The 19,496-nt window shown below is 61.1% G+C and carries 17 protein-coding genes, 1 tRNA gene and 2 pseudogenes; 8 read left to right on the top strand and 12 right to left on the bottom strand.

Going from position 1 to position 19,496, the window contains the following annotated elements; all coding sequences use genetic code 11:
• Positions 1-76 precede the first annotated feature (76 nt).
• Positions 77-153, top strand: a tRNA-Met gene (locus tag FJ434_RS23535).
• On the opposite strand, the gene FJ434_RS23530 is transcribed toward FJ434_RS23535, so the two are convergent.
• From FJ434_RS23530 to FJ434_RS23495, 6 genes and pseudogenes are all read right to left on the bottom strand, one after another.
• Entirely contained in the window at positions 110-1,789 is a 1,680-nt protein-coding gene (locus FJ434_RS23530; RefSeq protein WP_348640983.1) for a recombinase family protein, read from the bottom strand. The genes FJ434_RS23535 and FJ434_RS23530 overlap by 44 nt on opposite strands.
• Positions 1,789-2,031 (bottom strand): hypothetical protein, encoded by a 243-nt coding sequence (locus FJ434_RS23525; RefSeq protein ID WP_140751347.1) that lies wholly within the window; start codon positions 2,029-2,031, stop codon positions 1,789-1,791. The genes FJ434_RS23530 and FJ434_RS23525 overlap by 1 nt, the downstream gene beginning before the upstream one ends.
• 215 nt (positions 2,032-2,246) lie before the next feature.
• Positions 2,247-2,849, bottom strand: a complete 603-nt coding sequence (locus tag FJ434_RS23520) for a hypothetical protein (RefSeq protein ID WP_246678366.1) — start codon at positions 2,847-2,849, stop codon at positions 2,247-2,249.
• Between the two features lie 1,167 nt (positions 2,850-4,016).
• Positions 4,017-4,988 carry an L-dopachrome tautomerase-related protein gene (locus FJ434_RS23505; protein ID WP_140751349.1) on the bottom strand — a complete coding sequence of 324 codons (972 nt, stop codon included), beginning with the start codon at positions 4,986-4,988 and terminating at the stop codon, positions 4,017-4,019.
• Positions 4,989-5,315: 327 nt separating this feature from the next.
• Positions 5,316-5,618: a putative quinol monooxygenase gene (locus FJ434_RS23500; protein WP_140751351.1), complete on the bottom strand. Its 303-nt coding sequence runs from the start codon at positions 5,616-5,618 to the stop codon at positions 5,316-5,318.
• A 13-nt stretch (positions 5,619-5,631) separates the two neighbouring features.
• Positions 5,632-6,422 (bottom strand): annotated as a pseudogene (locus FJ434_RS23495) (SDR family oxidoreductase).
• 97 nt (positions 6,423-6,519) lie between these two features.
• Here FJ434_RS23495 and FJ434_RS23490 point away from each other — a divergent pair.
• On the top strand, positions 6,520-7,455 hold the full coding sequence (locus tag FJ434_RS23490; protein ID WP_140751355.1) for a LysR substrate-binding domain-containing protein: 936 nt from the start codon (positions 6,520-6,522) through the stop codon (positions 7,453-7,455).
• A 50-nt stretch (positions 7,456-7,505) separates the two neighbouring features.
• On the opposite strand, the pseudogene FJ434_RS23485 reads toward FJ434_RS23490, so the two are convergent.
• Positions 7,506-8,530 (bottom strand): annotated as a pseudogene (locus FJ434_RS23485) (aliphatic amidase).
• A 143-nt stretch (positions 8,531-8,673) separates the two neighbouring features.
• Entirely contained in the window at positions 8,674-9,129 is a 456-nt protein-coding gene (locus FJ434_RS23480) for a cupin domain-containing protein (protein ID WP_140751357.1), read from the bottom strand.
• Positions 9,130-9,166: 37 nt separating this feature from the next.
• On the opposite strand from FJ434_RS23480, the gene FJ434_RS23475 reads away from it, so the two are divergent.
• Both FJ434_RS23475 and FJ434_RS23470 read left to right on the top strand, forming a co-directional pair.
• A complete protein-coding gene (locus FJ434_RS23475) occupies positions 9,167-10,009 on the top strand; it encodes a helix-turn-helix transcriptional regulator (protein WP_140751359.1) in 843 nt (280 codons plus the stop codon).
• 92 nt (positions 10,010-10,101) lie between these two features.
• Complete coding sequence (locus tag FJ434_RS23470) at positions 10,102-10,803, top strand: GNAT family protein (RefSeq protein WP_140751361.1); 702 nt, start codon at positions 10,102-10,104, stop codon at positions 10,801-10,803.
• Between the two features lie 507 nt (positions 10,804-11,310).
• Here FJ434_RS23470 and FJ434_RS23465 read toward each other — a convergent pair.
• Both FJ434_RS23465 and FJ434_RS23460 read right to left on the bottom strand, forming a co-directional pair.
• Positions 11,311-11,808, bottom strand: coding sequence for a MaoC family dehydratase (locus FJ434_RS23465; RefSeq protein ID WP_140751363.1), 498 nt, complete (start codon positions 11,806-11,808; stop codon positions 11,311-11,313).
• Positions 11,805-12,821: an aldo/keto reductase gene (locus FJ434_RS23460; RefSeq protein ID WP_140751365.1), complete on the bottom strand. Its 1,017-nt coding sequence runs from the start codon at positions 12,819-12,821 to the stop codon at positions 11,805-11,807. The genes FJ434_RS23465 and FJ434_RS23460 overlap by 4 nt, the downstream gene beginning before the upstream one ends.
• 161 nt (positions 12,822-12,982) lie before the next feature.
• Between FJ434_RS23460 and FJ434_RS23455 the strand changes: the two genes are divergently transcribed.
• The 4 genes from FJ434_RS23455 to FJ434_RS23440 are packed head-to-tail and all read left to right on the top strand — an operon-like array spanning position 12,983 to position 16,952.
• A complete protein-coding gene (locus FJ434_RS23455) occupies positions 12,983-14,128 on the top strand; it encodes an acyl-CoA dehydrogenase family protein (protein ID WP_140751407.1) in 1,146 nt (381 codons plus the stop codon).
• Positions 14,125-14,907, top strand: coding sequence for a 3-ketoacyl-ACP reductase (locus tag FJ434_RS23450; RefSeq protein ID WP_140751367.1), 783 nt, complete (start codon positions 14,125-14,127; stop codon positions 14,905-14,907). Before FJ434_RS23455 ends, FJ434_RS23450 begins: the two co-directional genes overlap by 4 nt.
• 27 nt (positions 14,908-14,934) lie before the next feature.
• Positions 14,935-16,083, top strand: a complete 1,149-nt coding sequence (locus FJ434_RS23445; protein ID WP_140751369.1) for a dihydrodipicolinate synthase family protein — start codon at positions 14,935-14,937, stop codon at positions 16,081-16,083.
• A gap of 8 nt (positions 16,084-16,091) precedes the next feature.
• Positions 16,092-16,952: a sugar phosphate isomerase/epimerase family protein gene (locus FJ434_RS23440; RefSeq protein ID WP_140751371.1), complete on the top strand. Its 861-nt coding sequence runs from the start codon at positions 16,092-16,094 to the stop codon at positions 16,950-16,952.
• 109 nt (positions 16,953-17,061) lie between these two features.
• Here the strand turns inward: FJ434_RS23440 and FJ434_RS23435 are convergent, their stop codons facing one another.
• Together FJ434_RS23435 and FJ434_RS23430 are read right to left on the bottom strand one after the other, a co-directional pair.
• Positions 17,062-17,832 (bottom strand): enoyl-CoA hydratase/isomerase family protein, encoded by a 771-nt coding sequence (locus FJ434_RS23435; RefSeq protein WP_140751373.1) that lies wholly within the window; start codon positions 17,830-17,832, stop codon positions 17,062-17,064.
• Positions 17,829-19,400 carry an acyl CoA:acetate/3-ketoacid CoA transferase gene (locus FJ434_RS23430; RefSeq protein WP_140751375.1) on the bottom strand — a complete coding sequence of 524 codons (1,572 nt, stop codon included), beginning with the start codon at positions 19,398-19,400 and terminating at the stop codon, positions 17,829-17,831. Before FJ434_RS23430 ends, FJ434_RS23435 begins: the two co-directional genes overlap by 4 nt.
• Between the last annotated feature and the right edge of the window lie 96 nt (positions 19,401-19,496).

The raw sequence follows: 19,496 nt of genomic DNA, 5'->3' as shown, positions 1-19,496 counted from the left end.
TTATATCCGCGCGACCTTGGCGAACGCCTCGAAATGCCTTTCGATTTAAGGCGGATTTCGGGCTTGTCGCCGCCCTGGCGGGGTAGCTCAGTTGGTTAGAGCACGGGAATCATAATCCTGGGGTCGGGGGTTCAAGTCCCTCTCCCGCTACCACTTCACACCCACTATCGTCTCCGACGGCCGCACCGTGGCGGCCGCCTAATGGCGCGGGCTTTCCAGTGTACCGCGCGGTGGGGAACGCGGCTCCGCCAATCAGGGCGGCGAGCTTGCCCTTGACCTCGATCTCGAAGCCTTTGCGTGCAGGTTTTGGGTGCACAGTTACGCTGTGAACAAGCTCCCGGAAGTTTTGGATGAGTGGGCCACGGTCATCTGCAGCAGTGGCGTGGTCGGCCAACGCCTTTGAAAGGCAATCGACGGTTTTGGCATACTGCTGCAGGGTGGCTGGGTGGAGAGCCACGGTGGACGGTGGCTCATCGAGACTGCAGAGTTGTGCCTCGATCAGAGAAAGCTGTGCCTTGAGTTCTGCGATCCGCTGCTTGGCATCCTCTTCAGCAATCACGCTCCTAATCACTAGGTCGATCGTCCGCTGACGTTCGCCTTCTGCCCGATCTCGCTTGCCCTCCAGCGCTGTACGCAACGAGTTCGCCTGTGCTGCCAATTCTCGGCGCTCTTGGTTGTATTTGCGGATGTATGCCTCGATCAGGTCCGGCGCTTTCAACTGCTGGCGCATGCCATCGAGGACGGCCTTCTCGATCTCGGGTAGGTAAATGATGCGCCGGTTGGAACAGCTCCCGCTTTCACGCACTGCGGAGCACCTGATACGCGTTTTGCCCGTCTTATCACGATCGTGAACCGACATGCCCGCCCCGCAGATGCCGCAACGAAGCAGACCGGATAACAGGTGTGCCGAGCGGCGCTTGATATGAGAGCATGCATTCACCCTCGCGACTTTGAGTGCCTGTGCCTTCTGCCAAACTTCTTCATCGATAATGCGCAAATGCGGAACTTCTTTCGTCTGCCACTGGTCCTTCGGATTTGGCCTGGAGACGCGCTTGCCAGTGTCGGGGTTCTTCACCATCCGGACCTTGTTCCAAACGATCCGACCGACGTAGAGCTCGTTAAAGAGCAGGCCCACCCCGCGCTGGGCATTTCCGTTGATCGTGGAACCATTCCAGCGTGTTCCCCGCGGCGGCGCTATCCCTTCCCTGTTAAGCTCACCAGCTAGGTCTCGTGGGGTTCGACCGGCCGAATAGGCGTCAAAAATGCGCCGGACAACTTCTGCCTCCCCTTCGACGACCTCAAGTTCACCAGGCCGACCTAAGACAGGTCGATAGCCATAGGCCCTGCCACCGGCATGACGACCGTCATGGACGACGCCCGCCATACCCCTCCGAACCTTCTTGGCGCCGTCCTCCCTCTGCATCTGGCCGACTAATCCACGAATACCAATGAGGACCGCATCGGCGATACCATCATGAACAGCCTGGATTTCGATGCCCAGAAAGGAGAGCCGTTTGTGAAGACCCGCGAGATCCGCCATGTCGCGTGACAGGCGGTCAAGCGCTTCCACGACTACCGTATCAAAAGCTTTTTGGCCTGCCGCCTCCATCAAGGTCAGGAGCCCGTCGCGACCGAATAGCGACGCTCCTGAGCGCGCCTTGTCCTCATAGACGGCAACGACGTTTAGACCGTTGCGAACGGCATAAGCGCGGCATAGCGCAATTTGGTCTTCGGTGGACTTTTCGTTTTGGAGCTCCGTCGAGAAACGAGCGTAGATAGCGGCTCGCATCATATCTTGGGAGCCTTTCGGGCGTGACGTGAATCAATCGCGGAACTTCGGTTAATCGAAGAGTCGATAGCGACGAAATGATCGCGCCTGGCATCAGCGACGGCAAGCGCTTCGACGAACTCAAGCATGGCTTTGCGAAGCTCTTCCGGCGCTACCGCAGCGGCGGTTTCGAGGTGGGAAGAACCATAGCCTGTGTCTGGTGCGGGCTTCACGAAAGCTAGCATCGCGATCACCAGCGACAAGCAAAGAGACGGGTCCCATCAATCGTGCAACTGGCACGCCGCAGCGTAGAAATCGGACAGGGGTCAACTTAACGATGCTGGATGGCGATGTGGTTTCCCCGCTGCGTATGTCACGAAGCTGGTAGCGGGGCGTCGCCGAGCTCCTATCCGCACCATTCCCCACGAGAGAGGTGCCCCTTAGCTGGGGGCCCGCGCCAACGACGGCTACTGGAAGTTCACAATACAGACGCATTCCGCTGGAAATCCTCCGAAAGCGCCGTCACGAGCTTGATGGCTTCGGTCCAATGTCGCGCCACGTCAGCTCGGGTAATGGTGCGGTCCGGTCGATAGGCTGGCAGATCGCCCGCAAGTGCCTTGAGGTCGCGCAATACGGACGCAATGTGCGGCCATGGGAAATCCGTCGGATCGCCGATGTCCCGGTCAGCGCCAACAATCATGTCCAGCTTCGCGATGATCCCAGTGAGCGACAGAGCAGCAACGCTGGGGATAGCATCCTGAAATTTGAGTGCCTCGGTCATGGCAAATACCTCTGCCTCGCGAGCCACCGCATATGCGGCGCTCGTCTCCGACGCGGCCACCGACATCTGCCAAGACGCGGGTTCGCCCGAGGTCAATACCGGAATTCCGGTATTGGCCATCATTCGCGCCTCCAATCGCTGCTGCACCCGACACAATAGCAACGAGGCATATTGAGCTTGTTGCCACTCGCTCCAGAGCGCTGAAGCCGGGTCTATTGCTTGCCGTTCGGGACCGTTCGGCGTATCGCCTTGCCGACCGATGACGAAAGACAAAGTCGTGGTATTGTCGGAATCAGCCATGATCCGAGCTCCAGACAGCTTTGGCGTGGTCAGGCTAGGCATAGTGCGTCAACACTGCGTCTAGCCGCACCCCCGACAACAGGCCAAGGGTATCCACTGATACCTTTGGATCATAGCGCAATGATCTAAAGGGATCAACATAAATTGGTAACAGCAGCACAAATGCGAGCGGCCCGAGCTTTGATCAGCCTATCACAATCGGAGCTTGCCAGGCGGGCTGGCGTTTCTATTCCTACTGTAAAGCGCTGTGAGAGCGACAGCGAGCACGCCGCGGCGGTGTCTGCTGAAACCCAGGACAAAATCCGTGCCGTTCTTGAGGTGGAGGGTGTGGAATTTACGAACGGCAATCATCCGGGCGTCAGATTGCGGCGACCCTGACCGACGACAAATCGAAGAGCGTTTTTTTAGTGAGCTTGACATTTCGGCCAGTGTCATGGCTCCCGGTCGCTTCGCCGACGCGCTCGGAATGGAGCCGGGAGCTTTCATCCGCGAATCGACGAGCGGTCATTTAGACTAGGCCGGCGCATAGCGAGCGCGCTTGCAAACGGCGCCGTGCGAGCGGCGGCTTTGCGCCCAATCTCGGCCGTAGAGGCAAACATTACCTTCGCCTAGAAGCCGACATTCCGGTTGGAATAGTCAGAGGTCGGGTTTGCGCCTCAAGTGGGTGGACACCGATCCCAAAGCTCCCGCTGCTTCCGCAGCGACTGAACGACTGCCTAGGCCGAGCCACACACGCCCGCTCGCATTTCCAGTATTCAGCAGGAGGGAAAATCCTACCGGGGTGAGTTTAGGTAACGGCGATGCGATTTCTCATCACAGAACCAGCCGCCTCGTCGTCGTGGGCAAAATGCGTATCATCGAGGATGGCCGGTGCCGGCGGCGCGCTCGATGGCAAGCAGAGCACGCACGTCGGCAAGCCCCTCTTCACCACCCGCCTCGGGGGATTGTCCGTTCAAGATGCAGTCGGAGAAATAGGCTGCCTATCCGGCAGATCGCATAGTCGGCATGCATTGAGTTCGGCAACGAAATGTAGACGGCATCGACGACGTCCGACACCAGCATCTGGTCGTATTGATTGTACGTGAAGACGTGTTCCACGCCGTGGAACAAGCCGTTAAACGCTGAAATTTGCGACGCGCCCCTTTCACAACATTCGCCAGAGCAGCCTCAATCAGCCGAAAGGGAAAAGCGCCAGATGTTAAACCGCTCGTCATCCTGCTTCACCGCGTTGGCGAAATGGTTGTTTGCGTTGCTCGAGGTAAAATAGACGTTGTTTCCATCTCCCCTGGTTACAGTGTCGGGCCAGAACACGCCTTCGCTGGTTTCCATCAGGCGGATCATCCCGGTCGCGGGATCCACGCGGGTGATGCCATTGTGCGCTACGTTTGTGATCAGAACCGCACCGTCATCCGCCACCAGAATGCCATCGGTGCCGAAGTCGAGATGAGCGATAGTCCTGACCGACGCCGCCACGTCGTTCGCGGCCATCGAAGCGTCGTTGAGTTTTTCGGTGCTGATCGCATGAAGGGCATCGCCCGTCGTCACGGTCCAATAGAGGGACTCGCCATCCTTTGACAGGGCAATGCCGTTGATACCGATGAGAACGGGCTGCCCCTCCCAGACGGTCTCCCCATGAGAGACCACCCGAATATCCTTCTTGATCTGGACTGAGGGATCCCGATCCAGCAGGCGCCGGACGCTGTTGTCCTTGAAATTGTAGACGATAATGCCGGTCTTGTTGTCGGGTGCGCTACGAAAGCCACTATCCGAGATATAGGCGTTACGCGCCTTCTCATCGACGGCGATATCATTGAGAAAGCTTCCCTTGCGGTCGGCGACGCCGTCGAGAACCACGGTGCGCACGGGCTCTCCGGTCGTCAGATCGAAAATCACGATCTTCTGCCCGCCTTCCGGCGCTTCTGCCTCGCCGGCAACAAAGCCCATGTCCAGCGCCCATAGCCAGTTGTTGGTGTTGTCGACATGGAATCCGAGAACGTTGCGAAGGGCTCTTTCCGGCTTGTCGGTGGCGACATTCCATTTCAACGAAGGGAATGGCGTCAGCGAAGCCGGGCCTTCCGTGATATCGGTAGACAAGCGATTGAGCGTCGCCGGAACCGCCGGATTGATCCAGCGCGGCACGGAGACGAAAGCCGTGCCGCTTTCGCGAAATGCAGCCCCGCGATCGGCGCCTGATGCGAGGAGACATCCGGCTTTCTATCGGTCGCTTTATCCCAAGATACGCCCTTGTAGCTGCGCCACAGTTGCGGTTCGCCGGGTTTATCCGATGCAGCAAACCCGGGCGTCGGGGCCAAAGTCAGGGCCAGCAATAGTCCTGTCACCTTCCTGCGTATCATGGTCATGCCTCTTTCGTTGTCGATGCCAAGCCTGATGGCGGGGGGGGAATTTGGTCCCGTGCGGCGCGCCGATCGCGCGCATTTCGCGGACATGCTGGATAACCGGCGCGCTTCAGCCCGCGACTTTGACCAAGCGATGCAGGGCGAAATCGGCGAAATATTCGGCGACGCCACTCGCCTGGAACCGTTGCATTGCCGCGCCTTCCATATGGGCGCGCCACTGGGCGTCGCTTTCCCAGCTCTCCACGAAGATGCGGATGCGGCCGTCATCGAGCGACTGGTGCAATTCGTAGCGAAGGCATCCGTCCTCCAGCAAGGTCTCGGTGACCAGCTTTTCCTGGGCGGCGCCGAGAGCCGCCTCTCTGCCGGGCTTGGCGGTGGTGATTGCGATGATGGTCAGCGGAGAGTTTGGCATGAAAAAGTCTTGCTTAGGCTATTGTATTGATGAGGCCCCCTTCGGCACGAAGGGCAGCGCCGTTCGTGGCGGAGGAACGCGGGCTGGCGAGATAGGCGACGAGATTTGCGATCTCTTCTGCCTCCACCATGCGCTGCAGGATCGAAGTAGCGCGCGCGGTGGCGAAGAATTCCGCTTCGATCTGCTTGATCGGCGCAGACGGGTCGGCAGCCTGGCCGCGCAGGAAGGCTTCAATACCCTCCGAGCGCGTTGGGCCCGGCATCACCGAATTGACCGTGACGTTGGTGCCCCGCGTGAGCAGCGCCAAGCCACGCGAGACGGAAAGCTGAGCGGTCTTGGTGGTCGCGTAATGGATCATGTCGGGCGGGACGGCGAGGCCGGATTCGCTTGAGATGAAGATGATCCGGCCCCAGTTCTGGGCCAGCATTACGGGAAGGTAAGCGCGTGACAGCCGCACGCCGCTCATGACGTTCACATCGAACAGGTGACTCCAGTCGGCATCTGTGATGTCTGCAAAATTCTTGCTCTCATAAATGCCGAGGTTGTTGACCAGGATATCGACCCCGGGTGCAGACTTGGCGATCACCGCTGCTCCGTCGGTCGTGGCGGCGTCGGCGAGAATTCCGTTTGCGGAATTGCCGCCGGATGCCTTGATCATTGCAATCGCGCTGTCGAGTTTGGAACGGTCGCGTCCGGTTATGATGACGCGTGCGCCCTCGACAGCGAGTGCGCGGGCGATTTCGAGACCGATGCCGGCAGTAGCCCCTGTGACAAGGGCTGTTTTTCGGTGAGTTGCAGATCCATGATGGGTCTCCAGATTGTCGATGAAGGCAATCTATGATCTATGTCTCACCGAAACTATTGCCTGAAATGGACATGCTCCTGTGAATGAGGATCATCAATGATGCGCATCTTGATGGAGCGCTCAGGCGAAATGGAGGTGTTTGCGCGTGTCGTGCAGGAAGGCGGATTTTCCAAAGCAGCACGCAGCCTCGACATAACCCCATCGGCGGTGAGCAAATTAATCGCGCGGCTCGAAGGCCGGCTTGGCACACGCCTTCTCGTCCGCACGACGCGCGCGCTGACGCTTACGGAAGAAGGCGAGGCATATCATCATGCGGCACTTCGGATACTGCAGGATCTGAACGATGCTGATCAGGAAGCCAGCGGCGGTGCGGTGCGCGGGCGTCTTCGCGTGAACGCCTCGATCCCCTTTGGCAAGATGTTCGTTGCGCCCGCCATGCCGGGATTCGTGGCGCGCAATCCCGACGTGATCGTCGATCTGAGCTTCACCGATGGTATCGTCGATCTGGTGGCGGAAAAGACCGACGTCGCAATTCGGATGGGCGACCTCACCGACAGCGGACTCATTGCCCGAAAGCTGGGGCAGAGCCGACGAATCGTTTGTGCCGCTCCGGCTTATCTCGAGCGCAAAGGAATTCCCGAGACGCCCGGCGATCTCAGGCACCACGACTGCCTTACCTTCAATTTTCGGCGAGCAGGGCCCGCTTGGCCTTTCCGTTGGGAGGGTCAAGACATTGCCCAACCCGTCACCGGAAGCCTCGTTGTGAACAATGGCGAGACAATGAAACAATTGGCATTGGCCGGAGCCGGCATTGCCCGTTTGGGACGGTTTCACGTCGCCGATGACATTGCCGCCGGCCGGCTCGTCCCGTTGCTGGAAGGCTGCAATCCGGGCGATCATGAATTGATCCACGCCGTCTATGTGGGTGGCGGGCCACTGCCGCATCGGGTTCGGGCTTTTATCGACTACATGGTCGAGACGTTAAGCGATACGACGCTGCTGAGGGGTGCTCCTGACGTTGGCGCGAGATAGTTTGGCGCGCCAATCCATCGTCGCGCCATGCAACCGTCATTGCCCGCAAATTAGAGGCGGGAGGGAATACCTTCGATCGGGCAGTCCTCGACACCTGGAGCCTCGCGAGTGAGAGCGTTGACCATCTCGCGGGTTCTTTCGGGATCGGTCGCCCACTTGCGGTAGAATTCGAACGGCAGATCAGCGGCGCCGCGCGGGTCGTTGCCCGATTTCGACATGCCCGTGTAGCCGCGATGCAGAAGCTTGTAGAGATGGTTCTGCGCCTGGCCGGCACGCCTTGCCTCGCGGATCAGCGGAATGGACAGCTGGGCGAACTGGATTCCCATTTCCTCCGTGCCGCACTCGCCAAGCGACCGGCCATCGAAGCCGATGATCGCCGAATGGCCGAAATAACTGTAGACGCCGTCGAACCCGGTGGCGTTGGCCACGGCGACATAGCAATTGTTTGCCCAGGCCATCGCCTTCGGCATCAGGATCTGCTGTTCCTTCGAGGGATACATGTAGCCCTGGCAGCGAACAATGAGTTCGGCGCCCTTCATCGCGCAGTCGCGCCAGAGTTCGGGATAGTTGCCGTCGTCGCAGACGATCAGGCTAATCTTCAACCCCTTCGGCCCTTCCGACACATAAGTCGAATTGCCGGGATACCAGCCCTCGATCGGCGTCCAAGGGATGATCTTGCGGTATTTCTGCACGATCTCACCGGCGTCGTTAATGAGAACCAGCGTATTGTAGGGGGCCTTGTGGGGTGTTCCTCGTGGCGTTCGCCGGTGAGGGAGAAGACACCCCAGCATTTCGCCTTGCGGCATGCGTCAGCGAAAATCGCGGTCTCTTCGCCAGGGATGACGGAGGCCGTTTCGTACATTTCCCTCTCATCGTACATGTTCCCATGGGTCGAATATTCGGGGAAAACCACGAGGTCCATTCCTGGCAAGCCCTGTTTCATTCCGACGGCCATGTCGGCGATCCGCCGCGCGTTGGCCAGCACGTCCGCCCGCGTATGAAGGCGGGGCATTTTGTAGTTGACGACGGCCACGCCGACCGAATTCGGGCCGGACACTATGTCACCATGTTGCATGATACTGATCCTCGATGAGATGTTGTTCAGGGTTCCAAATGCCAGCCGGCACTGCCTCGCAGCCGGAACCGGCTGCCGCGGCATGCCGGGCTGCTTTGTCCTATCAGCCGAGACACGACATCGGCACCGCCAGCGGGCCATCCTCAAGCAGCGGTCTTGGCGCCGTTCTTCTCGGGTGCCAAGGCGCCGGGACCATCGACGTTGACGACGGTTTCGCCTTCACCGACCCGGACGAAGACGTAGTGTACGTCATCGCCGCCCTCCAGAATCTGGCAGCGATGGATCGCCCGCCGCGGGAAATAGGCGTAGTCACCCTCGCCGATCTCGAAGGATCGCTCGCCGATTTCACCGAAATCGACGCGGATGCGGCCGGACAGCATGTACATGACGCTGTCGAATTCCTGGTGATGGTGCAACTGGCTGGGCGCATCGAGTGCCGTCACATGGCACTGGCCGACCCAAAGGTTGCCCGCCTCGAGCGCCTTGCGACGGTTCTGGCCTGGCGTAATCGGCCCCTGAACGAGTTGGTCCTGCTTGACATACCCGATTTCCTTGAAAGCCCTGTGCTCATTGGAGCCTACCTCTCTATTTGTTCGCACCTCTTGAACGAGGCCAGGGAAAGGCTACGCTTTCCGAATGAAGACATCTGGCCAATTTCTATCGCCAACCAGACAAGCTGAGATATTGCCATTCGAAACGGCCGAGCGACCGATCGTCGGCTTTTCCCGCGATTATCCCTCCGGCCTGCTCGCCGACTTCCACACCCATCCTCGGGCGCAACTGCTCTACGCGATTTCCGGCGTCATGCGCGTCGAGACCCATGCGACGAGCTACCTGGTGCCGCCGACCTCGGCCCTGCTTCTGCCCAGCAACATCGAGTATGCGGTGCGGATGGATGGGCCTGTCGCGATGCGCCAATTGTTTGTCCGAGAAGATGCTATGGAGCGGATCAGGGAGCGAACGAGCGTCATCGTGGTGTCACCGCTTCTGCGCGAGCTCATCGTGGCTGTCTGCGCCGAGCCGCTGGAATGGGAAACACGGGGGCGGGGCCACTATCTGGCAGAACTCATCATCGATGAAATCATCAGATCCAGACCGATGCCGCTTTCATTACAATTGCCGAGAGATATGCGACTGCGCCGCGTCGTGGCCGCTCTTCGGGAACAGCCGCACGACCCGCGAGGGCTGGAGGAATGGGCTGAGGTCGGCAACGCTTCCAGCCGAACCCTTGCCCGGCTGTTTCGCGCCGAGACCGGTCTTTCCTTCCGGCAATGGCGGCAGCAGGCGCGACTGACGGAAGCGCTGAGCGCGCTGACGCTGGGGGCCACACCGGCCCGGGCGGCCAAGATCGCCGGCTTCGAGAGCGTCCCGGCTTTTGGCGTCGCTTTCCGCGAATTCTTCGGAATGACGCCCGGACAGGCAAGGACGCTCAATCATCAAACCGCCTCGTTCGCTTCGAATTTGTCCGATTGGCGATAAGATATGTCGGGACCGACGCAATGGCCGTTGCTTATATCCTTTCCGAAAGCAGGCATCCGCATTGGATGGCTGCAAGAAAAAAGGTCAGGGTCATGAATCTTTCCGAATGGCGTGGCGTATCCAAGCCCCCCCGCAAATCTCTGGTCGGGACCTATTGCAGGCTAGAACCGCTGAACGCATCGATTCACGGCCCCGATCTCTACCGATCATCTCAGGAGCCCGGCGCCGACGATCGCTTCCGCTACCTGTTTGAACCCCCCCAGTCGGAAGTGGCCTTCTACGATTGGCTGCAAAAAGTCTGCGCGCCGGATGACCCGATGTTCTTCGCCGTTATCGACCAGAGAACGGGCCGTGCCGAGGGGCGGCAGGCATTGATGCGGATCGATCCCGTCCATGGCGTGATCGAGATCGGCAACATCCTTTGGGGGCCGGCAATCGCCCGCTCGACGGTCTGTACCGAAGCGCTGTTTTTGTTCGCCCAATATGTCTTCGACGAGCTTGGCTATCGCCGCTTCGAATGGAAATGCAACAACGACAACATACCGTCGAAAAAGGCCGCTATACGCTTCGGCTTCCAGTTCGAAGGCATTTTCCGCAACCACATGGTCACCAAGGGCAAGAACCGCGACACTGCCTGGTTTGCCATGACCAGCGAGGACTGGCCCGACATCCGCCAAGCCTATCTGCACTGGTTGGCGCCCGACAGTTTCGACGAAACAGGCGCTCAAAGGCGGCTTCTCGCGGTTCCAGGTCCTGGACGCGCCGAAAATACGTGCTGGCCTCTCGCGTCATAGCAAATTGCAGGCTGGGATCAGAGACGAGGAGGAAACTTGTGTCTGCGTCCCAAATGCCGTTGGGGCGCTGAAGGAACCAGCTATCCGCTGGCAGTTAGATTCGGCGCTGGCGCTCAGGATTCCGGTTCCTCTGACCGAACTCGATCTTCCCCAGGCGAGTGACATCCGCATCAATGATCTCGCGCCGATCATGCCTGCGGCCAGCGATACAATCGAGCTCGCGTGGATAACCTTCGGCTTTCCGTCTACGGGGGGCGACGTCGCTGGTTCGCGCGCCCGTCACCCGAAGTTTCCCAAAAGGGCGCCGAAACCAGCAGCAGATCACAGTTCTCAAAGCTGTTGGCTCGGGTTTGGCCGACCTCGTCGCTGCTAAACTGGTGTTTGCTTGCTCTGAAGGCCCGCTTCTAACATGCGGAAACTAGAAACCGACGGTCAGCGCTCGGCCCTATTTCGGTACTAGTCTGATGGAGATCGAGTTAACGGCAGCATTACGCCTTCATATTAGAGTTAAGCTTCGCCATTGCCTAAAGCCGTGTCTCGCCGATAAATCATCAGCTGGTTCTCGCCTTCCTGTATGATCAGTCCCCACTGATTGCGAACGACGAAACGCAGGCGAAGGATTGCGCGGGCCGGACTGCGAGTGGTCCGCTTGTCCGCGACCGTTACCTCCGCTTTGATCGTGTCGCCGGCGAACACCGGGCCTGAAAATCGCCACTTCCAGCCGAGCGAGGCTACCGCCCGAAACCGGGCGACCGCATTGTTCTTCAGCCCGTCGACAAGAGACAGCACAAGCAGGCCGTGCGCGACACGGACAGGGAAGCCGTGCCGCAGGGCCGCCTCGTCGCTCATGTGGATTTCGAACCTGTCACCGGTCATTTCCGCAAATGCCTCGATGACCGCCGCTGTTACGTCTTTCGAAGGCGTTTCGAAATGGTCGCCGACCTCCACGTCTTCGTAGCTCAGTTCGAAGCCAGTGAGCGATTTCCCCTGAGCGTCCACGCTCATGCCGGCACCGGCGCGTCCTCTCGCAACAGTCCCTTTTTCTTCAGGTCTTTCCAGAAATCGCCAGGGATAGGATAGCTGAACCAGGACAGATTCTGCTCGAGTTGTTGGACGGTGCGGGTACCGGCGCAGAAGGAGGGGATGGCCGGGTGCGCCACCACGAACTGCAGGGCGGCTGCCGGCAATGGCACGCCGTATGCGCGGCAGACCTCCTCGATCTTCGCAACTTTCGTCATGACCGCTTCTGGTGCCGGTGTATAGTTGTACTTGGCGCCCGGAACGGCACCTGTGGCCAGAATGCCGGAATTGAAGCCACCTCCGACAAGCACCGCGGCACCGCGTTCGACGCAGAGCGGCAGGAAATCGTCCAGCGCATCCTGCTCGAGCAGCGTATAGCGTCCAGCCAACAGGAAGCAGTCGAAATCGCGCTGTCTAAGCGCCTCGTAGCAGACCTCCCATTCGTTCACACCGACCCCGATCGCCTTCACCGCACCTTCCGAACGCAGTTTCTCCAACGCTCGCCAGCAGCCATCCATCGCCTGCCGAAAGACCTCTGGCTGCTCGTCGCCTCGGGTGAACCGGTCGATATCGTGGATGAAAAGCATGTCGATATGTTCGAGCGCCAGGCGCTGCAGCGAATCCTCGAACGAACGCATGGTGCCATCATAGGAGTAGTCGAATTCCATCGTGTTCGGCGCGGCGTTCGACCACGGTGCGAAATCGATATGCGAGCGCTTGCCGGCCTTCAACAGGCGGCCCACCTTGCTGGCAAGAACGAACTCGTCACGTTTCTTCCATCGCAGCGAATGGCCGGCTCGCAGCTCTGAAAGGCCGTGCCCGTACATGGGGGCAGTATCGTAGAAGCGAACGCCTGCATCCCATGCGGTCTGGATCATCGTGTTCGCGGTCTGCTCGTCTATCGGCTGAAGGAAATTGCCGATCGGCGCTGTCCCGAAGGCGAAAGCCGTAACCTCGAGACCGGACCGGCCGAATACACGCTTGTCAGACGGCTTCATGATATCCTCCCTTAGTAACCAACTGGTTATTTGTATTTAAGTTCGCACGGCGCCGCAATCCCTTGTATCGGCAACGCATCGCGATGCGAGGTCCGCCGCTTGACGCAGGCGACGATTCCGGCATAGTAGTAACTAGATAGTTACATATGGAGGTCACGGCCGTGCCGCTGAGCGAAACGCAGCTGCAGGTGCGCGAGATGGCGCGCCAGTTTGCCGAGGATGTCATTCGTCCGGTTGCCGAGGCGCTCGACCGGGATGAGCGCTTTCCCAGCGAGATATATGACCAGATGGGGGAGCTCGGTCTCTTCGGCATCGGTGTCCCTGAGGCCATGGGCGGTCCCGGCTTCGACACGCTTACCTATGCGTTGGTGATGGAAGAGCTGTCGCGCGGCTATGCATCCGTCGCGGATCAATGCGGCCTCGTCGAGCTGATCAGCACCTTACTTGTTCAGCATGGCACCGAGGCGCAGCGGCAGCAGTGGCTGGGGCCGGCAATGCGCGCCGAAAAGAAGGCCGCCTACTGCATCACCGAGTCCGAAGCAGGCACCGATGTTTCCGGGATACGCACCACGGCAACGCACGACGGCGAAGGATGGCGGCTGAACGGCAGCAAGATCTGGATCCACAATGCACCGGTCGCCGATGTCGGTTTTGTCCTGGCGCGCACCGACAAGGATGCGGGCCATCGCGGCATGTCGATTTTCATCGTCGACCTGCACTCCAAGGGAATAGAGCGCGGGCCGAAGGAACATAAGATGGGTCAGCGGGCCAGCCAGGTTGGCGCGCTCAATTTCGATGACGTCGTCTTGGGTCCTGAAGCTCTGCTGGGTGAAGAGGGCCGCGGTTTCCACATGATGATGAGCGTGTTGGATAAGGGGCGTGTCGGCATTGCCTCACTGGCTGTCGGCATTGCGCAGGCGGGGCTCGAGGCAGCGGTCGACTATGCCCGGCAGCGACGCCAGTTCGGCAGGGCGATCGCAGACTTTCAGGGCGTTCAGTGGCTGCTTGCCGATATGGCAAAGGACATCGAGGCGGCCCGTCTGCTCGTGCGCAGCGCCGCAGAAAAAATCGACCTTGGAGAAAACGCCACCAAGGCCTGTTCGATCGCCAAATGCTTTGCCGGAGACATAGCGGTGGCGCGCACGGCAGATGCCGTGCAGGTTTTCGGCGGCTCCGGCTATATACGCGGCTTCGAGGTCGAGCGGCTCTATCGGGACGCCAAGATTACGCAGATCTATGAAGGCACCAACCAGATCCAGCGCATGATCATCGCCCGCGAGCTCCTCAAGCATGGAGCCCGGGCGTGACGATCGGATCGCGTCATGCGGCGTTTGTCACGGGATCGAGCCGTGGCATCGGGCTGGCGGCGGCATTGGAGCTTGCCCGGCGCGGATTCGGCGTGGCGCTCAACGGTCCCGTCGACGATGAGGAATTGAGATCGGCCGAAGCCGCGGTCGCCGCGCTCGGCGTTCCGGTCGCGCGCATCGCGGGCGATGTCGCCGATCTGAGGGCCCACGAAAGCATGCTTGACGCCGTCGAGGCCGCCATCGGGCCGCTGTCAACGCTGATCAACAATGCCGGCGTGTCGGTCATCTCGCGTGGCGACCCGCTCGACGTGACGGAAGAGAGCTATGACCGCTGTCAGGCAATCAACACGAAGGCGCAGTTCTTCCTGTCGCAGCGCTGGGCCAGGCGGCTGGTCGCCCGCAGGCGCGATGACGGCCGCTTCTACAGCCTGATCAACGTCTCCTCTTCCAATGCCTCGGCGGTGGCGGAGACCCGGGCCGAATATTGTGTATCGAAGGCGGGATCTGCCATGGTCAGCCAGGTCTTCGCGGTCCGCCTTGGCCGCGAGAACATCGCCGTGTACGACATCAGGCCTGGTCTGATCGAGACGGCGATGACCAGGGCCGTCAGCGAAACCTACCGGCGCCGCATCGACGAGGAGGGGCTGACGTTGATCCGCCGCCTCGGCAAGCCGGAAGATGTCGGTCGCGTCATGGCGACGCTCGCCACAGGCGAGCTGCCATATACGACTGGCCATGTCATTGCCGTCGATGCGGGCATGCTGGTGCCGCGGTTCTGAGGGCGGCGCAACGCCAGGGAGAACGCCATGATCATCCAGCTGCCGGATAGCACGGGCAGACTTTCCGACTACCGGCTTCAGGGCAAAACGGTTCCGGCCGCGCGATTGCCGCCCGGTGCGCCACGTACCGTGCTGTCGGCGGCCCATGTCGTGGCGGATCCTTTCAGCGCCAGCGATCCCGGCGGGCACCCCGCGATCGACTGGAAGGCAACGATGGCATTCAGGCGTCACCTTCACGGGCTCGGCCTCGGCATCGCCGAAGCAATGGACACTGCGCAGCGTGGCATGGGTCTCGACTGGCCTTCTGCCTTGGAGTTGATCCGCAGGACCAAGAGCGAGCTGCCTGACGCGCTCGTCTTCAACGGCGCCGGCACCGATCAGCTCGGACCTGCCGATGCACGCACGCTCGACGATGTCTGCCGAGCCTATTTCGAGCAGATCGAGGCGATCCAGAAGGTCGGCGGCAGATCGATCGTCATGGCCAGCCGGGCGCTGGCGGCCGTGGCGCGTTCGCCGGACGACTATGTTTCGGTCTACGGCGACGTACTTGCGCGCTGCGAGCGCCCGGTGATCCTGCATTGGCTGGGAGAGATGTTCGATCCGGCCCTCAAGGGTTATTGGGGGGCCGACGGCTTCGAGGATGCGCTCGAGACGGTGTTGGCAATCATTGGGAACAACACGGCCAAGATCGACGGCATCAAGATTTCCCTTCTCGACAAGGAGAAGGAGCTCATCCTGCGCCGCCGTCTGCCTGCCGGCGTGAAGATGTATACCGGCGACGATTTCAACTACCCGGAGCTCATCGCGGGAGACGAGCAAGGCTTCTCGCATGCCCTTCTCGGTATCTTCGACCCTCTGGCACCGGCCGCCGCCTACGCCATCGACCGGCTCAGTCTCGGCGATATCCCAGCGTTCCACGCCACGCTGGATCCGACCGTACCGCTCGCGCGGCTGATTTTCCGCGCGCCCACGCAATACTACAAGACTGGGGTCGTTTTCCTTGCCTGGCTGAACGGCTTCCAGGACCATTTCATCATGCTCGGAGGCGGTCAGTCGATGCGGCCGCTGCCCTATTTCGTGGAAGTGTTCAAGCTAGCCGATGGATGTGGCCTTTTGGCCGACCCCGAACTGGCCGCCGCGCGCATGCGCAAGTTGCTTGCCTTTTATGGTCTCTGACCAGAACCATGCGTGACTTCTCGAGGAACCATTCCGCGCTGGCACTCAATACGGCGACGCTCGGCCACAATCTCGACGGTCACGGCGCGGGCTGGTCGATCGAGCGTGTGCTCGATGCATGCGCTGAGCGCGGCTTGCGCGGCATAGTCTTCTGGCGCCGCGAAATCGGCAGCCGCGCCGTCGAGATCGGCGAGCGGGTACGCGCGGCCGGCCTGAGTGTCGTCGGCTTGTGCCGCGCGCCTTATCTCACCGGCCCGTTGGCGCTGCCCGGCCGCGAGGCTGTCATGGACGATTTCCGTGCCGCAATCGACATGGCTGCCGGCCTCGGCGCGCCTGTCCTGACCATCGTCGCCGGTGGGGTAGAGCCGGGGACGAAAGGCATCGGCGAAAGCCTCAAGCTGGTTGCGGATCGGGTCGCCGAAGCGGCACCCTACGCGGCGGCCGGAAACGTTCGCCTGGCTCTGGAGCCGTTGCATCCGGTTTACGGCGGCGACCGATCCTGCCTGGTGACGATGCGCGACGCGGTCGATCTTTGCGCCGCCGTCGATGCGCCCAATGTGGGCATTGCGGTCGACATCTACCATGTCTGGTGGGATCGCACGCTAGCCAACGAATTGCTGCGTGCCGGGCCGAGGCGCATTTTCGGCTATCACCTTTGCGACTGGTTGGCGCAAACGCGTGACGTGCTGCTCGACCGCGGCATGATGGGGGACGGCGTGGCCGATCTGAAGGCGATCCGCGCGGCGGTGGAAGCGGCTGGCTATGACGGGCCCTGCGAGGTCGAGGTGTTCTCGGCGCAAGACTGGTGGAAGCGTGATCCCGGGGAGGTCCTGGACGCATGCGTGGAGCGCTTCCGCTCCGTTTGTTGAAACAGCGGCTGGACAGCGCTCGCAGCCCCGCCCTGGGCAAGGGGGGCTGTTGCTTGGTCAGCCGCCGCCTGGGAAACAGCCTTCTGCCGCGCTCAGATCGGACCCGAGATTAGTCTTTCGGCCGCCGGCTCTTCTGTCGGAAGGCGGCCAGGCCCTGCCGAAGATCCTCGCTGCCGGCGGCGATACGTCCGGCAAGGGCGTCCAGCACGCGCTCGCGCTCCTCGCCCTCGACGGCATTGATGAGCATCTTCGCCAGTTCAACCGCGGTAGCGGACCTGCTTGCAACGACGGTGGCAAGCTCCTCGGCCGCTGCCAGACCGCGCCCCTTGTCGACGACCTTGTCGACAAGCGACAGCCTCAACGCGTCGTCGGCGCAATAGACTTCACCGAAGATCGACATGCGCCGAATAAGCTGCGGGCCGAAACGACGGGCTGCGCGCTGGGTTCCCGACCAGCCGGGTATGATTCCGAGGCTAGTCTCGGGCAGGCCGATACGGGCGTGGCTTTCCGCAATCCGGTAGTCGGCGCAGGCCGCCAGCTCCAGACCTCCGCCGAGGCAGTGTCCGTTCAGGACGGCAATGACCGGCTGCGAAAGCCTGGCGAGAGCGTCGAAGCCGGCGTGGCCGTCGCGGATCCAGTGGCGTGCGAACTCCGCTGGACTGAGGGCGCTCCAGGCAGCGACATCGCCGCCCGCGCAGAATGACTTGTCGCCTTCACCGATCAGGATCAGAACCTTGGCTCCGGAACGCTCCACAGACCTGCACAGCGGGACGAGCGCATCGACCATCGCCGCGTCAAGCGCGTTCAGCTTTTCAGGCCTGCGGATAGTCAACCGTGCGACGGGTCCGTCGATGCTCAGGTCGAGACGAGAGTCGCTCACAACCGCAGCCCTATCGGCTGGTCAAGGAACAGTGCCTCGTCCATCACCTTCAGTTGTGGGGAGACCGAGAGCGGTGCGGCTGCCTGCTGCAGGACGTCACGTTCGAGGTCGAGCCCGGGCGCTATTTCGGTGACGACCAAGCCGTCGGCCGCCAGCCGGATGACGCATCTTTCCGTCACATAGGTGACGTCCTGGCCCTGGCTGCGGGCGCGCGCCCCCGAGAAGCTGACCTGATCCACCTTCGGCACGATCTTGACGACCTTGCCTTCCTTGTCGATGACCAGATTTCCGTTTTCCAGCCGCATTTTCGCGCCTGCATTGAAATTGCCCGAGAACACGATCTTACGCGCCCGCGAGGTGATGTCGACGAAGCCGCCGGCGCCGGCGGTGCGGTGCGGTGTCGACGAAAGCCGCGAGACATTCACGGACCCGTCGGATCCGATCTCGAGGAACGACAGCAGGGAACAGTCAAAGCTGCCGGCCTGGAAGTATGTGAAAAGGTGCGGGGAAGCGACGAAGGCCTCTGCGTTGGAGGCGCAGCCGAATTTGAAATCGAGCAGCGGCACGCCGCCCACCGGACCTTGTTCTATCACCCAGGTAACGGCGCCGTGCAGGCCCTCCTCGATCAGGATGCGAGGCACGTTGGCGGAGATGCCAAAGCCGATGTTGACGGCCCAGCCCGCTCGAAGCTCCTGCGCGACCCGGCGTGCGATGACCTTGGAGACATTGTATTCAGGCGTACGGAATGTGCGCAGGGGCCGGAACAGTTCGCCCGATATGGCTGGATCGTATGCGGTGCCCGTGGTCTGCAGTTGATCCGGAGCTTCGACAATGAAGTCCACCAGGATTCCGGGGACCCGCACCTCATGCGGCCGCAGCGTGCCTTGAGCCGCGACGCGCTTGACCTGGGCGATGACGATGCCGCCGCAATTGCGCGCCGCAAGAGCCATCTCCATCGCGCCGAGGGTTGCCCCTTCCTGCTCGAAGGTAAGGTTTCCCTTCTCGTCCGCCGTCGTCGCCCGGATGATTGCCACGGCCGGCTTGAGGGGTGGGAAGTGGAGCCATGTCTCGCCGTTGAACTCCACGCGCTGCACGATCGGCGACTTCCGTGCCGCTTCGTTCATGGCCCCGCCTTCGAGCGCCGGATCGACAAAGGTGTCCATGCCTACCTTGGTCAACACACCCGGTCGGTGTGCCGCGCCCTCGCGCAGCATGTCGAACACGACGCCCGAGGGGAAGTTCCAGGCCGCCACGTCGCCAGCGAGAATGCGCTGCCAGATCAGCGGCGGCTCGGCATTGGTAGGCCCCGATGGGTATGAGCCGCCGATGATGCGGCTGATCAAGCCCGGCAAGGCGATGTGGTCGACCCCCTTGGTGCCGAACATGTCGCCGGCGGCAATCGGATGGATGGTGGTGATATTACGCGGCGCGCCTTCGGCCGCGAAACGTTTGCCGAGAGCCTCAAGCACGGCGTCCGGGCAAAGGAGACCGGATGACGAATTGACCGCTACCACCGCTCCGTCTCCTATCGCGGCAACAGCCTCCGCTGCGGACCTGACCTTGCTCACGCTTCCTCTCCATAAGGCTTGGCAATAAGTAACTAGATAGTTATAAACTTGATATAGCCGCCTGCGGCTTTCAAGGCAAGCTCTGCGCCGACGGCA

The sequence above is a fragment of the Mesorhizobium sp. B2-5-13 genome, from assembly GCF_006440535.1.
In the GTDB taxonomy this organism is placed as follows: Bacteria; Pseudomonadota; Alphaproteobacteria; order Rhizobiales; family Rhizobiaceae; genus Mesorhizobium; species Mesorhizobium salmacidum.
This window is presented reverse-complemented; position numbering and strand designations above follow the sequence as displayed.